Source organism: Streptomyces ficellus, assembly GCF_030406405.1.
Classification (GTDB): Bacteria; Actinomycetota; Actinomycetes; order Streptomycetales; family Streptomycetaceae; genus Streptomyces; species Streptomyces ficellus_B.
Map to the genome: position 1 here is coordinate 37,922 of NZ_JAUEPL010000049.1, position 15,911 is coordinate 53,832.

Annotated in this window: 8 protein-coding genes and 1 pseudogene; 2 read left to right on the forward strand and 7 right to left on the reverse strand. The window is 71.1% G+C overall.

Annotated elements, in window-relative coordinates:
- Nucleotides 1–75 precede the first annotated feature (75 nt).
- From pulA to QWM81_RS25605, 7 genes are all read right to left on the reverse strand, one after another.
- Complete coding sequence (pulA, locus tag QWM81_RS25575; RefSeq protein ID WP_290114709.1) at nt 76–5,436, reverse strand: pullulanase-type alpha-1,6-glucosidase; 5,361 nt, start codon at nt 5,434–5,436, stop codon at nt 76–78.
- A gap of 167 nt (nt 5,437–5,603) precedes the next feature.
- Nucleotides 5,604–7,292: a carbohydrate-binding module family 20 domain-containing protein gene (locus tag QWM81_RS25580; RefSeq protein ID WP_290114710.1), complete on the reverse strand. Its 1,689-nt coding sequence runs from the start codon at nt 7,290–7,292 to the stop codon at nt 5,604–5,606.
- 383 nt (nt 7,293–7,675) lie between these two features.
- Nucleotides 7,676–8,758 (reverse strand): LacI family DNA-binding transcriptional regulator, encoded by a 1,083-nt coding sequence (locus tag QWM81_RS25585; protein ID WP_435372457.1) that lies wholly within the window; start codon nt 8,756–8,758, stop codon nt 7,676–7,678.
- Entirely contained in the window at nt 8,746–10,398 is a 1,653-nt protein-coding gene (locus tag QWM81_RS25590; protein ID WP_290114711.1) for a glycoside hydrolase family 13 protein, read from the reverse strand. Before QWM81_RS25590 ends, QWM81_RS25585 begins: the two co-directional genes overlap by 13 nt.
- Before the next feature lie 94 nt (nt 10,399–10,492).
- A complete protein-coding gene (locus tag QWM81_RS25595; protein ID WP_290114712.1) occupies nt 10,493–11,350 on the reverse strand; it encodes a sugar ABC transporter permease in 858 nt (285 codons plus the stop codon).
- Nucleotides 11,347–12,387 carry a carbohydrate ABC transporter permease gene (locus QWM81_RS25600; RefSeq protein WP_290114713.1) on the reverse strand — a complete coding sequence of 347 codons (1,041 nt, stop codon included), beginning with the start codon at nt 12,385–12,387 and terminating at the stop codon, nt 11,347–11,349. Before QWM81_RS25600 ends, QWM81_RS25595 begins: the two co-directional genes overlap by 4 nt.
- Before the next feature lie 24 nt (nt 12,388–12,411).
- Complete coding sequence (locus QWM81_RS25605) at nt 12,412–13,686, reverse strand: extracellular solute-binding protein (RefSeq protein ID WP_290114714.1); 1,275 nt, start codon at nt 13,684–13,686, stop codon at nt 12,412–12,414.
- A 351-nt stretch (nt 13,687–14,037) separates the two neighbouring features.
- Between QWM81_RS25605 and QWM81_RS25610 the strand changes: the two are divergent.
- Together QWM81_RS25610 and QWM81_RS29335 are read left to right on the forward strand one after the other, a co-directional pair.
- Nucleotides 14,038–15,633, forward strand: a pseudogene (locus QWM81_RS25610) (glycoside hydrolase family 13 protein); the annotation flags it as partial.
- Between the two features lie 152 nt (nt 15,634–15,785).
- The coding region (locus tag QWM81_RS29335) for a helix-turn-helix domain-containing protein (protein WP_435372458.1) at nt 15,786–15,911 on the forward strand (126 nt) is incomplete at its 3' end.

Sequence of the window (15,911 nt, forward strand, 5' to 3'; positions counted from 1 at the left end):
TCGGGCCTGCCCACGATAGAGCGGGGCGCCCCGATCCGGACACCTGTTCCGGATCGGGGCGCCCCGCTGTGCCGCTCAGCGCTGGGCGAAGACCGCCACCGTGCGGGCCGGCACCGTGAAGGTGCCGGTGGCCGCCTCGTAGGAGGACGCCTTGACCGTGGCGTCGGAGCCGCCCGCCTGGACCGGGTGGAGGGCGTAGCCGCCGCCGGACAGGGCAGGGACGGTCTGTCCCTGTGTCCGGGGCGTGGCGTTGAAGACCACCACCAGGTCACCGAGGCGCATGGTGATCACGCCCGGGGTCTCGTCCCTGCCGGAGAGCGGGAAGGACAGCGCGGACTGGACCTCGCCGACCGTGGAGAGACTGAACGCCTTCTCCGTCGTACGCAGCTTCAACAGGTCCCGGTAGGCGGCGGAGGCGCCGGTGATCTCCGGGCACCCGACGGTCAGGGACGGGGACGTCAGCAGGGGCTTGCCGAAGTGCCACTTGTCCTTGTTGTCGGCGGCGGGCGGCAGGCCGCGGCCGAAGCCGTTGCCCGCCCGGCAGTCCCAGTTGAGAACGTTGAACCAGTCGCCGCTGTCGTAGGAGTTGCGGTCCAGCGACTTGGAGCGGAGCAGGTCGCTGCCCGCCTGGGAGAGGGCCGGGCCCTGCGAGAGCGCGGCCGTCGCCATGGCGAGGACCTGCATGCGGGCGCGGTCGGCGGGGCTCACGGACGTCGGCAGTTTGAAGGCGAGCGCGTCGTACAGCGTCTCGTTGTCGTGGGCGTCCGCGTAGGCGAGGGCGTCGCCGGGGGCGGCGGCGTAGCCGGCGGGGGCGCCGTTGTAGTCGACCTCGGAGCCCTTGACCGTACGGCCGCGCGTGTCCGTGAAGGTGTAGGAGGCGAGGTTGCCGGTCAGGCCGACCTTGATCAGGTCCTGGTAGTGCAGGAGGCGGGCCCGCTGCTCCTCGCGGGTGCCGTTCGCCTTCGAGGTGTTGGGGTCGGTGAACAGGCCGGAGGCGAAGCCCTGGACGCCGGGGTCGGCGTCGAAGGGGCCGCCGCCGCGTACGGCGTCACGGGCCCGGTCGGAGAAGGTCGCGATGCCGGTGCCGGCCATGTTCTTCTGGGTGGCCTGGACGAAGCGGGCGTCGTCGGCGATCTCGCCGAAGTTCCAGCCCTCCCCGTACAGGATGATCTTCTTGCCGTCGACGCCGTCGCGCTCCAGGGTGAGGGAGTCCAGCGCCTTGCGGACCGCGAGCATATTGGCCTTGGGGTGGTGGCCCATGAGGTCGAAGCGGAAGCCGTCGACCTTGTACTCCTTGGCCCAGGTGACGACCGAGTCGATGACGAGCTTGCCCATCATCGTGTTCTCGGGCGCGGTGTTGGCGCAGCAGGTGGAGGTGGCGACGGTCCCGTCGGCCAGCAGCCGCTGGTAGTAGCCGGGCACGATCTTGTCGAGGACGGACTTGTCGGCCTGACCGCTCGCCACGGTGTGGTTGTAGACCACGTCCATGACGGTGCGCAGCCCGGCCTTGTTGAGGGACTGGACCATCTGCCGGAACTCGACCGTGCGGCGCGTGCCGTCCGGGTCGGAGGCGTAGGAGCCCTCGGGGACGGTGTAGTGCAGCGGGTCGTAGCCCCAGTTGTAGGCGTCCTTGGCGGCGGCCTTGGCGACGCACGCCTGCTGTTCGTCGGAGTCGGGGGCGTAGGCCTTCAGGTCGCAGTCCGGTGGCGCCTGGTCGGACTTCTTCTCGGGGATGGTGCCGATGTCGAAGACGGGCAGCAGATGCACGTACGAGGTGCCGCTCGCGGCCAGCTTCTTCAGGTGCTTCATGCCGTCCGACGTGGTGTCGGTGAAGGCGAGGTAGCCGCCGGGGTGCGTGGACGTGCGGTCCGCGATGGAGAAGTCCCGGACGTGCAGCTCCTGGATCTGCGCGTCGCGCAGCGGAGTGGCGGCGGGCTTCTTCAGGGTGTCCCAGCCCGCCGGGGCGAGCTTCGGGTCGGCGAGGTCGGTGACCAGGCTGCGGGCCGAGTCGGCGGTGAGGGCGGTGGAGTACGGGTCGGTGACCTTGTTGGTGACGACCTTCTGGACGCTGGGCGCCCAGACCTTCACCTCGTACCGGTACGGCTTGTTCCGCCAGCTCTTGCCGCCCGTGACCGACCAGACGCCGGTCGCCGCGTCGCGCCTCATCGGCACGCGCCTGCCGTCGAGTTCGAGGGCGACGCTCTGCGCGGTGGGCGCCCAGACGGACAGCGTGGGCGCGCCGTCGCGGAAGACGGGGCCGAGGGCCTTGGCTTGCGCCTTCGTGCCGTACAGGTCGTCGAGGACGCCCGGGATCTGGACGCCGGTCGCGGCGAGCAGGGCGCCGTTGGCGGCCCGCTGCGTGGCGATCAGCTGTCCGCGCAGGGCGTCGCGCACCCGGTCGCGGTCGCGCGGGTCGATGGTGAAGGCCGGGTAGTCCTTCAGGTGCGGGTACGCCGCCTGCTGGGCGCCGGTGAGCGCCGAGGGGTTCAGCCGCAGCCAGCGGCCCTCGTCGGAGAGGGCGCCACGGGTCGCGGTGATCCCGCCGTCCTTGGCGTACACCAGCTGCCGGCTGGTACCGGGCGTGGCCTTGACCTTCCAGACGACGGTGTCGGCGTCGATCCACTGGGCCTCGGCCTTGGTCAGGTCGAGGGAGGGCGCGGCGCCGGTGCTGGGCAGCAGGTAGGTGCTGTCGCCGGTGAGGAGCCAGACCTCCTTGCCGTACGTGCCGAAGTCCAGGGACCGGTCGGCGGGGATGTCCTTCTCGTCGCCCTTGTGGACGATGTAGCTCAGCGAGGTCGCGCCCTCGGCGAGCGGCACTTCGAAGGTGAGGCCGAAGGCGTCCCGGCGGGCGGGCTGGAGGGGCTTGGACCAGTCGGTGGGGGTGGCGGCACCGGTCCAGGTGTGCAGGCCCCAGCCGTCGTAGTCGCCGCCGGGGCGGTGGTAGTGGATGACGGCCTTGCGCTGGTCCTGCGGCGGGTAGACGCCCTCGGGCGCCTTGTTCAGCTGGCCCTCGGACCCCTGCTTGATCCACACCTCACCGGTGGCGGCGAGGTCCAGGGTGCGCTGCGGGCCGTCCGGGGTGCCGTTCTTCTCGACGGTGTACGGGACGGACGTCGCGCCGTCCTCGACCTTGACCCAGGCGAACGCCCCGTACGCGTCACGGCCGGTGAAGGCGGCGGTCGTGGTGCCGCTCCTGAGCTGCCAGCCGTCGTAGTCGCCGCCGGGGCGCTGGTAGTGGACGACCGCGTAGTCGCGGTCCACGGCGCTGGGCGTGCCGGGCTCGATGGGCCGCCCGGCGGTGGTGGCGGCGAGGGCGCTCGCGGTGCGGCCCGCGCTGTCGACGGCGACGGCCTTGTAGCGCAGGGCCGTTCCCTCGGGGGCGGTGACGGTGTGGGTGACCTTGTAGGGGGCGTGGTCGGCGGAGCCGAGCGTCTGCCACCTGCCGTCGCCGGTCTGGGCGGCGAAGACGACGCGGTTGAGCTGTCCGCCGTCGACGTCCGCGCTGATCTCGACGGTGCCGGTGGCTCCGGCGGCGGGGGCGGCCAGTTCGATGGCGGGCGGGGCGGCCGGGGCGGGCAAGGGCCTGGCCGCCTTCAGGACGACGGAGGCGAGCGCGGGGACGGTCACGGTGAGCTTGCCGCCGCTGCTCGTGACGGTGCCCTGGCCGCCGTACAGGACGCGGAAGTCCGTGCCGGCCGCGTCGACGGGGAGGGTCACCGTCTTCGGCGTGGTCGCGTTGTTGACGGCGACGACGTACTCGGTCTTCGTCTTGGCGTCCGTACGGGAGAAGGCGTACACACCCTGGCCGTCGTCGGCGTACCGCTCGGTCTGGACACCGTCGCGGAGGGCGGGGTGGTCCTTGGTGAGCCGGGAGAGGGCGGCGATGGAGCGGTAGAGCGGGTGCCCGGGGTCGTACGCGTCGGTGGCGTGCGTGCGGTCGGTGCCGAGCTGGTCGTCGTCCAGGTAGTCGGGGGTCTTCGACGCGAACAGGGTCTGGCGGGCGTCCTTGTCGCCACCCGCGCCGGTGAAGCCCTGCTCGTCGCCGTAGTAGATCACCGGATTGCCACGGCTGAGGAACATCAGCTCGTTGGCGAGCCGGTAGCGCTTCAGCAGCTCGGCGTCGTCGGCCCCGGCGTTGTCCTGCCTGAGGAAGGTGCCGAAGCGGCCCATGTCGTGGTTGCCGAGGAAGGTCACCGACTCGTAGGCGTTGGCCCTGTCGGAGGTGTAGCGGTAGTCCTGCGCGAAGAGCCCGGACAGCTTGGCGGCCGGGCCGCCCTGGGAGGCGTACCGGCGGGCGGCGTCCTGGAAGGGGAAGTCGAGCGTGGAGTCGAGCCTGCCCTGGGTGACGTACGGGGCGGTGACGGCCGGGTCGGCGGAGTACACCTCGCCGAACATGAAGAAGTCGTCGCGGCCGCGCTTGGCGGCGTACGCGTCGAGGGCGGTGGCCCACTGGGTCCAGAACTCGGTGTTGACGTGCTTGACGGTGTCGATGCGGAAGCCGTCGATCCCGAAGTCCCGCACCCACCGCTGGTAGATCTTCGCCATGCCCTGGACGACTTCGGGCCGCTCGGTCCACAGGTCGTCCAGGCCGGCGAAGTCGCCGTGGGTGGCCGACTCCCCGGCGAAGGTCGAATCGCCCCGGTTGTGGTACATGGCCGGGTCGTTGAGCCAGGAGGGGACCTTGAGGTTCCTCTTCGCGTCCGGGACGACGGGGGTGCGGGGGAAGGAGTCGAGGTCCGTCCTGGGGAAGGCCTTCGTGCCGTCCGCGTAGTCGGCGTCGTCGAAGGGCACGCCGTCCTTGGTCAGGTACGGGAAGGCGCCCTTGGAGAGGTAGCCGTAGGACTTCTCCTTGTAGTCGACCACGTCGGCGGTGTGGTTGGTGATGACGTCGAAGAAGACCTTCATGCCCTTGGCGTGGGCGTTGTCGATGAGCTCTTCGAGGTCTTCGTTGGTGCCGAAGTGGGGGTCGACCTGGGTGAAGTCGGTGATCCAGTAGCCGTGGTAGCCGGCGGAGGCGTTCTGGCCCTCGCCCTGCACGGGCTGGTTCTTGAAGATCGGCGCCATCCAGATGGCGGTGGTGCCCAGGCCCTTGATGTAGTCCAGCTTGTCGTTGAGCCCCTTGAGGTCGCCGCCCTGGTAGAACCCCTTGTCGCTGGGGTCGAAGCCGGTGGCCAGGCGGGTGCCGGTCAGTCCGCCGCGGTCGTTGCGCACGTCGCCGTTGGCGAACCGGTCGGGCAGGACGAAGTAGAACTGCTCGCGGGTCAGGTCGTGGCGGGCGGGCTCGGCGGCGAGCGCCCTGTCCGAGGGCGGGGCGGGCGGTCGGGGGGTGGCCGTCGCCGGGAGGGCGGGGACGAGGGCGGCGACCGTCGCCGCCGCGAGGGCGGCCGCGGTTCTGCGCGGGACGCGCGTGCGCGGCAGGGGCCTGAGGCGTATCAAGGCGGGATCTCCTGGTCGAGGGTTGCGGAGACGGGGTTGCGTGCCGCCCCGCGCCCGGGGAGGGGCGGCGGGAGGGCTGGTGGGGCGAGGGGGGTACGGGGGCTTCGCCCCGGCGCCGTCCTCGCGACGCGGCGGCTGCGTGCCGCGAGGACGGCGGCCGTGGCGGGTCAGGAGCGCCAGGTGTCGTTCAGGGTGACCTTCCCGGAGGCGGGGACCGTGGCGGTGCGGTTGGCGCCGCTCTCCCAGGTCACGTTTCCGGAGGCGTCCTTGCGGAGGTACTTGTACTGGAAGGCCGTACCGGCGGGCAGGGTGACGTCGAGCTTCCAGACGGGGTAGCTCGCCGGGTCCAGCTTGAGCGCGCCGGCCGGGTTCCAGCCGCCGAGGGCCGCGTGGTCGCCGGTGACGTGGATGTTCTCGCCGGGCACGGTCGTGGCGTCGACGGCGAAGGACGCGCCGCTGCTCACCTGGCCGTCGCCGCAGCTCCTGGCGCCCGCGTGCAGCGCGACGGCGGTGTTGGGGCCGAGCGTCGCGGTGAACTGCCCGGAGCCGTCGACCGTGACGGGCCTGTCGCTCTGGACGTCGCAGTAGTCACCGGCGGGCAGCGACGTCCGGAACGTACGGGTGAGGCTTGACGTCTCGTGGTTGATGGCGACGTACGCCTTGGTGCCGCGCCCGAAGGCGATCTGGTCGCCGCCGTTGTCCCACCAGTCCGTGACGCCCTGACCGCGCGCCGCGTTCCGGAAGGCCACCATGGAGGCGATCTCGCGCCAGGCGTGCTGGCACTTCCAGCCGTCGCTGTAGCAGGCGTTCACCTGTCCGCCGCCCGGCGGGCCCGCGTCCTTGTCGGTCCACTCGTAGCCGGAGTGGACGTCCGGCGAGCCGTAGGGCCAGGCCAGCATGAACACGTTGGCGAGGGTGTAGTCGGCGCCGTTCTTGTAGCTCAGCGTGTCGCCGCCGCGCTCGGTGTCGTGGTTGTCGACGAAGACGGCGGACTTGCCGGACTCCAGGTAGCCCCAGCCCTCTCCGTAGTTCTTCAGGTAGGCGAGGTTCTCGTTCTGGAACACGCGCTTGAGGTCGCGGGCGTAGCGGAACTCCTGCACATCGCCGTTGTCGAGGTACTCGCCGGGCGACACGGCCTCTCCGGCGCCGTATATCGCCTCCTGCTTCCAGTACACCGACGGGTTGGTCAGCTTGGCCTTGATGGCGGCCAGGTCGCTCGCCGGCATGTGCTTGGCGGCGTCGACGCGGAAGCCGTCGACGCCGAGTGACAGCAGGTCGTTCAGATAGCCGGCGATCGTGGTGCGGACGTACTCCTCACCGGTGTCGAGGTCGGCGAGGCCCACCAGTTCGCAGTGCTGGACGTTGTCCCGGTTCTGGTAGTCGGTGATCTGGGCGGTGCAGTTGTCCATGTCGGACGACGCGTACAGGCCGGGGTAGGCGTACTTGGTGTACGAGGAGCCGCCCGTACCGGTGCCGGACGCGGCCGCCATGTGGTTGATGACGGTGTCGACGACGACCTTGACGCCCGCGCCGTGGCAGGTGTCGACCATGTTCCTGAAGGCGGCGCGGTCACCGAGCCGGCCGGCGATCTTGTAGCTGACGGGCTGGTACGAGGTCCACCACTGGCCGCCCTGGATGTGTTCCTGGGGCGGTGAGACCTGTACGTAGCCGTAGCCGGCCGGGCCGAGCTGGGCGGTGCAGGCCTTCGCCACCGAGGCGAAGTTCCACTCGAACATCACGGCGGTGACGTCCTTGTCGCCGGGCGGCGCGGCCTGGGCGGGGGTGGGGGGCGCCGTGACGGCCACTGCGGCTCCCGCCACGAGGGCGAGCGCGGCGGCCACGGACTTTCCGGCCATGTTTCCTCCTGGGGAAGGGAGGTGCGGATGCGACGGTGCAGCCTCGTACGGCAACGCGCCATGCCCGCAAGGCCCTGATGAAGCTTCTTGCTGCAAGACAGCAGCAATGCTTTTCGGACGTGACCGTACGAGCCGCTCGCCATGCGGTCAACCCTTTGGACACAGCGGGTTTACGCGCCGGAAATCTGCCGGATCGATACCTGCAAGACCTTTCGCAAGACCTTGCAGTGGTGTTACGTTCAACGACGACTCCGGTCCGGCCGGCCGAGGGTCCCCTTACCCCGGGGCTCCACGCGCCCGGCCGGCCGGGCCGGTCACCAGCCGGGAGGTCCGGGGCATGAGAAGACCCCGCCGCGCCCTGCCAAGGGCAGGCCCCGGGCCCCCTACCGGCGCTGGGCGGTGGAGCCGCGTACCACCAGCTCCGGCTGGAAGACGAACTCGGTGCGCTGGACCGGGTTGCCCTCGATCTCCTCCAGCAGCGCGTCCACCGCGGCCGTCGCCATCGCCTGCACCGGCTGGCGCACCGTGGTCAGCGGCGGATCGGTGAACGCGATGAGCGGCGAGTCGTCGAAGCCGACCACCGACACGTCCCCCGGCACGTCAAGGCCGCGTCCGCGCACCGCCCTTATGGCGCCGAGCGCCATCAGGTCACTGCCGCACACGATGCCCGTACAGCCCTGGTCCAGCAGGACACCGGCCGCCGCGTGGCCGCCCTCCACCCCGAACAGCGTGGAGCGGACCAGCCCTTCGGCCTCCTCCCGGCGTACGCCCAGCAGCCCGTGCACCGCCGTGACGAACCCCTCGGCCTTGCGCCGCGACGGCACGTACCGGGTGGGGCCGATGGCCAGGCCGATGCGCTCGTGGCCCAGCTCCACCAGGTGCCGTACGGCCATCCGGGCGGCCGAGCGGTCGTCGGGGGAGACGAAGTGGGCGTCGATGTGCTCGTTGAACCCGTTGATCAGGACGAACGGCACGCCGCGGGCGGCCAGTTCGAGGTAGCGGGCCGGGTCGGCGCTGGTGTCGGCGTGCAGCCCGGACAGGAAGACGATGCCGGTGACGCCGCGCTCCTCCAGCTGCTCGACCAGCTCGTCCTCCGTCGCGCCGCCCGGCATCTGCGTACACAGCACGGGCGTGTAGCCGTGCCCGGCCAGCACCTGCTCGATGACCTGGGCGAACGCCGGGAAGATGGGGTTGGTGAGCTCGGGGATGACCAGGCCCACCAGTCCGGCGCTGCGCCGCTTGAGGCGTACGGGGCGTTCGTAGCCCAGCACGTCCAGGGCGGCCAGCACCCGTGTCCTGGTCCCCCCGGCGACGCCCGCCTTGCCGTTGAGGACCCGGCTGACCGTGGCCTCGCTGACGCGGGCCTGCGCCGCGATGTCCGCGAGCCGCGGGGCGCCCCCTCCTCCGTCGCCCCGCGGCTCGCTCCGCGCGTCGCCGCGCGGCGTCAGGATCGTCACACCGCCCACCAGACCGTGGTGTCGGCGGGCAACTCGGCCGTGCCGTCCACGCTGACGCGCACCTGCTCGCTGGCGAGCAGCATCCGGCCGGGTACCTCGATCCGTATCGGCTCACCCGTGGTGTTGGCCGTGCAGACGAATCCCTCGCGCCGGAAGGCCAGTACGCCCTCGGGCGCCTCCAGCCACTCCACGTCGTCGCCCGCGCCCAGCCCGGGCTGCTCACGGCGCACGGCCAGCGCTCCCCGGTACAGCTCCAGCGTGGAGCCCGGGTCGCCGGTCTGGGCCTCCACGCTCAGCGCCCCCCAGGTCGCGGGCTGCGGCAGCCAGCTGCCGCCGCTGCCGAACCCGTACGAGGAGCCCTCGACGGTCCACGGGATCGGCACCCGGCAGCCGTCGCGGAACCCGTCCTGGCCGGTCGCCCGGAAGAACGACGGGTCCTGGCGCACCTCGTCGGGCAGGTCCGTGACGTCCGGCAGGCCGAGCTCCTCGCCCTGGTAGAGGTACGCGGAGCCGGGCAGCGCCAGCATCAGCAGCGTGGCCGCCCGCGCCCGGCGCAGCCCGAGCTCCCGGTCACCGGGGCTGCGCAACTGGGTGCCGAGCCCGGCCGGGTTGGCGAACCGGGTGGCGTGCCGGGTGACGTCGTGGTTGGAGAGCACCCAGGTGGTGGGGGCGCCGACGGGGCGCATCGCGGCGAGCGAGGCGTCGATGACCGTGCGCAGCTCGGCGGCGTCCCAGTGGGTGCCCAGGTACTGGAAGTTGAACGCCTGGTGCATCTCGTCGGGGCGCACGTAGTTCGCGGTGCGCTCGACGGTCGGGGTCCACGCCTCGGCGACGAGCACGCGCTCCCCGTCGTACTCCTCCAGGACCTCGCGCCAGCTGCGGTAGATCTCATGGACGCCGTCCTGGTCGAAGAACGGCATGACGTCGTTGCCGAGCAGCTTGAGCTGGTCGTGGGCGCCGATGTCGGGCAGGCCCTCGGCCTTGACGAGCCCGTGCGCGACGTCGACACGGAAGCCGTCGACGCCCATGTCGAGCCAGAAGCGCAGGATGGAGCGGAACTCGTCGCGTACGGCGGGGTGTTCCCAGTTGAAGTCGGGCTGCTCGGGCGCGAACAGGTGCAGGTACCACTCGCCGTCCGGTACGCGGGTCCAGGCCGGGCCGCCGAAGATGGACTCCCAGTCGTTGGGCGGCTCGGAGCCGTCCGCGCCGCGCCCCTGGCGGAAGTGGTAGCGCTCGCGCAGCGGTGATCCGGGGCCCTCGCGCAGCGCGCGCTGGAACCATTCGTGCTGGTCGGAGGAGTGGTTGGGGACGAGGTCGACGATGATGCGCAGCCCCAGCCCGTGGGCCTCGCGGATCAGCGCGTCGGCGTCCAGGAGGCTGCCGAACATGGGGTCGATGGCGCGGTAGTCGGCGACGTCGTACCCGGCGTCGGCCTGCGGCGAGGCGTAGAAGGGGCTGAGCCAGACGGCGTCGACGCCGAGGTTCCGCAGGTACGGCAGCCTGCCGCGGATGCCTTCCAGGTCGCCCATGCCGTCGCCGTTTCCGTCGGCGAAGCTGCGCGGATAGACCTGGTAGATCACCGCGTCTCTCCACCAGCCCGTGTGCGTGCCGGTGGTCGGGGCGGCGGGGGCGGCGAGATGCTGGGTCATGTCTTCCCTGGGTGGAGGAGTGGGAGCGGCCGCCGGCCCGGGAACAGGCCGGGCCGGCGCCGCAGACGGGGAGTGCGGGGTGGCGGGGCGTGGCTTACGACTTGGTGGCGCCGGCCGTCAGTCCGGAGACCAGGTGGCGCTGGACGAAGCCGAAGACGAGCGCGGCGGGCGCCGCGATGAGGACGGCCGCGGCGGTGAGCGAACCCCAGTCGGCGGTGTACTGGTTGACGAAGGTCTGCAGACCGCCGGAGAGGGTGAGGTTCTCCTCGCCGGTCATGAACGCGGAGGCGTAGGCGACCTCGGCCCAGCCGGTGATGAAGCTGTAGAACGCGGTGACGGCGAGGCCCGGCTTGGCCAGCGGCATGATCAGCCGCCAGAAGGTGCCGAAGGGCGTGAGGCCGTCGACCCGGCCCGCCTCGTCGATCTCGGCGGGGATGCCGTCGAAGTAGCCCTTCATCATCCAGGCGCAGAACGGCACGGCGATGGTGAGGTAGGTGATGACCAGGCCGACCGGCTGGTTGAGCAGCCCGAGCGAGGCCAGCAGGTTGTACAGCGGCACGATGAGCACGGCGACCGGGAACATCTGGGTGATGAGCAGCATCCACATCAGCGGGCGCAGGCCCGGGAAGCGGAAGCGGCTGACGGCGTAGCCGGTGGTGGCGGAGATGAAGACGCCGATGACGGTGGTCAGTCCGACGACCAGCAGCGAGTTGCCCAGCCACGCCAGGAACCGGGTGTCGGCGAGGACATGGCTGTAGTTGCCGAAGGTGAAGTTCTTGACCAGCGAGGTGTCGAAGGCGTCGGTCGTGGGCTTGAAGGAGGTGACGACCAGCCACAGCGGCGGGAAGACCGCGACGACGGTGGCGATCAGCAGTGTCAGGTGCAGTCCGGCGGAGGCCAGCGGCGACCGCTCGCCCCGGCCGCGCCGGCGGGTCTGGGTGTCGGTGCTCACCACATGTCTCCCTGCTTCTTGAGCGCGCGGCGGTAGACGACCGCGAAGAGCGACAGCAGCGCGAGGATCAGCACGCCCCACGCGGCCGATCCGGCGAAGTCGCGCGGGCTGACGACGAACGAGAGCCGGTAGGCGTACGTCACCAGGATCTCGGTGGCGTCGCCGGGCCCGCCCCGGGTCAGCAGGAAGATCACCGGGAACATGTTGAAGGTCCAGATGGCGCTGAGCAGGATCACCGTGGAGGCGACCGGGCGCAGTCCGGGCAGGGTGATGTGACGGAAGCGCTGCCAGGCGCTCGCGCCGTCCATCTCGGCGGCCTCGTACAGCTCGCCGGGGATGGACTGCAGTCCGCCGAGCATGGCGACGAGCATGAACGGCACGCCGAGCCAGATGTTGACGGCGATGACGGAGACCTTGGCCCACGTGGGGTCGTTCAGCCAGGAGATACCGTCGATGCCGCCGCCCGCCAGCAGTTGGTTGAATAGGCCACTGCGCTCGTTGAACAGCAGCTTCCAGGTGAAGACGGAGACGAAGGCCGGGACGGCCCAGGGCAGGATCAGGGCCATGCGGTAGAAGCCGCGTCCCTTGATCTTGCGGTTGAGCATGTTGGCCAGGACCAGGCCGAGGGAGAAGGAGAGGGCGACACAGGTGACGGTCCACACCACGGTCCAGCCGAGCCGGTCCCAGAAGACGTTGTCGGTGAGGATCGCCCGGTAGTTGTCGAGGCCGACGAACTCGTACGTCGCGGGGATGTGGTTGACGCCGATCGTGCGCTCGACGTTGGCCTCGTTGGCGTCCGTCAGCGACAGGTACACGCCGCGCAGCAGCGGATAGCCGATGATGACGCCGATCACGGTCACCACGGGGGCGACCATGCTCCAGGCGTACCAGTGGGTGGACAGCGCCCTGCGCAGCCTGCCCGGCTGCGTGCCGGGCCGGCCCGTACCGCCGGGGGTGTTGTCGGTGCGGCGGCCGTGGCCGCGGGCGCTGGGGGCGCCCGCGGCCTTCGCCACCGACTGGCCGGTCTCGACAGCCATGGGTCGGTCAGCCCTTCTCACTGCTTACTTGTAGTCCTTGAGGAGCTTGCGGTAGGCGTCGCCCGTCTCCTGGGCGGCCTTCTCCGGAGTGGTCTTGCCGCTCAGGACGTTGGCCATCTGCAGGCGGACCGGCTCGAAGAGCGAGTTGCCCTGCGGGATCCAGGGCCGCTCGACGGCCTTGTCGACGGCCGGCTTGAAGAACTGGACCATCTCGTTGCCGGAGACGGTCGGCTGCGCGTACACCGACTGGCGGGTGGGCAGCAGGCTGAGCTTCTCGGTGGTCTCCTGCTGGACCTTGGCGGAGCTCATGTAGCGGGCGAACTCGTAGGACGCGTCGAGGTTCTTGGAACCGGCGTAGACGGAGAGGTTCCAGCCGCCCTGCGGGGAGCCCTGGCCCGCGCTGCCGGCCGGGACGGGCGCGATGCCGAGGTTCTTCGGGTCCTTGAACTGGGCGCCGGCGCGCGAGTCGGCGATGGCCCACGGGCCGTTGAGCATCATCGCGACCTTGCCGGTCTTGAAAGCGTTCTGCATGTTGTTCCAGCCGTCGGAGGCGTCGGTGATCGCCGCCTTCGAGTCGACCAGGTCCTTGATGGTCCGGTACGCCTTGACACCGGCCGGGTCGTCGATGGTGACCTTCTTGGCGTCGGCGTCGACCATGTCGCCGCCCTCGCCGTACAGGAAGGGCAGGAACCAGTACGGGTCGTCGCCGCGCAGGTACAGGCCGGTCTTGCCGGGCGACTTGGCGCTGATCTTCGCCGATGCGGCCTTGAGCTCCGCGATCGACTTCGGCACCTCGACGCCGGCGTCCTTGAGCATCTTCTTGTTGTAGAAGAGCGCCATGGTGTCGATGACCTGCGGGACCGCGTACGTCTTGTCGTTGTACCTGGTGCTCGCGGCGGCCTGCGGCAGCCAGTCGTCCTGCTTGTCGATGGCGCGGGTGCCGTCCAGCGGGGCGAGGTAGCCGAGGTGGGCGAAGTCCGCGACCCAGGCGACCTCGGTGCGCATCACGTCGGGGGCACCGGAGTTGCCGCCCGCCGCGTTCTTGAACTTGGCGTTGGCCTCACCGAACGGCACGTTGACGTACTGGACCTTCACCTTGGGGTGCAGCTTGGTGAAGCCCTCGGCCAGTGCCCGGTAGGTCGCCTTCTCCGCCTCGTTCGAGGTGTCCCAGAAGGTGACGGTGCCGGAGAGCTCGCCCGAGCCCTTCTTGGCACCCTCGGTGCCGCTGTCGCCACCGCACGCCGCCGTCGTCAGGCCCAGGGCCGCGACCAGCGCGGTGGCCGCTATGCCACGCCGCATGTGAACTCCTTCAACTGATCCCGGGGAAGTCGGAGGCGGATCACGTGACCGGATCTCGTGCCTCCTGCAGACCGCTCCCTCGCGGCGCGCCGGGTTGCCAGGAACGTAACAGGGATGAAAACGAGCCGAAAGACCTTGCGGCAACTTTCTGCAAGGCGCGCTGATCGTTACATCCACGTGTCCCTACAGTTGCCGTTGGATCGCTTGACACGCGGGCGCAGACGGGGTTGCGCGAGGCGGGAGCGCTCTGCAAGCCTTTTCGTAAGGTCTTGCAGGACCGTTGCAATACGGCTCTCACCTCGTTAGTCGTCCGTAGACCCCCATCCCGGCCCACCGAGAGGGACACCGCACATGGCCCACGAGCTGACCTCGTCCGTCCAGGCGCCGGAGGACCCGCGCCGTGCAAGCTCTTCCAGTGACCGACCGGGCTGGTGGCGCGACGCCGTCATCTACCAGGTGTACGTCCGGTCCTTCGCGGACAGCGACGGCGACGGCATCGGTGACCTGCGCGGGGCCCGCGAGCGGCTGTCGCACCTGGCCCGGCTGGGCGCGGACGCGGTGTGGCTCACGCCGTTCTACGCCTCGCCGCAGGCGGACGGCGGGTACGACGTGGCCGACTACCGCGCGGTCGATCCGCTCTTCGGCGACCTCGCCGACGCGGACGACCTGGTGCGCACGGCCCACGGGCTGGGGCTGAGGGTGATCGTCGACATCGTGCCGAACCACACCTCCGACCGGCACCCGTGGTTCACCGCCGCGCTCGCGGGAGACCGCGCCTGCCGCGCCCGGTACCACTTCCGCCCCGGCAGGGGACCGGGCGGTCACCTGCCGCCCAACGACTGGGAGTCCGTCTTCGGCGGCCCGGCCTGGACGCGGACGGCGGACGGCTCCTGGTACCTGCACCTGTTCGCGCCCGAGCAGCCCGACCTGAACTGGGAGAACGACGAGGTCAAGGCCGAGTTCGAGTCGGTGCTGCGGTTCTGGCTGGACCTGGGCGTCGACGGGTTCCGCGTCGACGTCGCCCACGGCATGATCAAGGCGCCCGGAATGCCCGACATCGGGCATGGCGAGCAGGCCCGGCTGATCGGCTCGCAGCAGTTGCCGTTCTTCGACCAGGACGGCGTCCACGAGATCCACCGCGCGTGGCGGCGCCTGCTCGACTCGTACGAGGGCGAGCGCATCGCGGTGGCCGAGGCGTGGGCGCCCTCGGCGGAGCGTCTGGCGCTGTACGTCCGGCCCGACGAGCTGCACCAGGCGTTCAACTTCCAGTTCCTGAACTGCCCCTGGGACGCGGCCTCGATGCGGCGGGTCATCGACGACTCGCTGCGGGCCACCACGTCGGTGGGCGCGCCGACCACCTGGGTGCTGTCCAACCACGACGTGGTGCGTCACACCACCCGGTACGGGCAGGGTGGGACGGGGCTGCGGCGGGCGCGGGCGGCCGCGCTGCTGATGCTGGCGCTGCCGGGTTCGGCGTACGTCTACCAGGGCGAGGAGCTGGGGCTGCCGGAGGTCACGGAGCTGCCCGACGAGGTCCGCCAGGACCCGGCGTTCCTGCGGGGCGACGGCCAGGACGGGCTGCGCGACGGGTGCCGGGTGCCGATCCCGTGGACCTCGGAAGGCCCTTCGTACGGCTTCGGCCCCGGCGGCAGCTGGCTGCCGCAGCCGCCGTCGTGGCGGGAACTGTCGGTCGAGGCCCAGACCGGCGACCCGGACTCGACACTGGAGTTGTACCGCGCCGCGCTGGCGATGCGCCGCGAGCACCCGGCGCTGGGCGCGGGCGACGCGGTGGAGTGGCTGCCCGCGCCGGACGGGGTGCTGGCCTTCCGCCGCCGCGCGAAGGGCGCGGGCGGCGGCCCCTGGCAGGGCGACCTGGTCTGCACGGTGAACCTGACCGCCCACCCGGTCGAGCTCCGCGCCCCGGGTACGCGAGTCCTCCTGGCGAGCACCCCGAACGCGGTCTCCCCCGCCGGAAACGGCCGCCCCGCCGCCACGCTCCCCCACCCGACCGCGGACGCCCCCGGCAGCGCCCCGCACGCGACGGCGGCCGGCGACGGCCACGTGCCCCCGGCCGACGGCCACGCCGCAGCCACGCTCCCATGGACGTCACGCGCGTACGCCGGATGTGGCACCTGCTGGAGCCGCTGCACGCGGTGCTCTACTACGCGCCGGAGGCCGTCGAGGAGGCCGCAGCCCTCGGGTACGGCACCGAGGAGCGCTGGCCG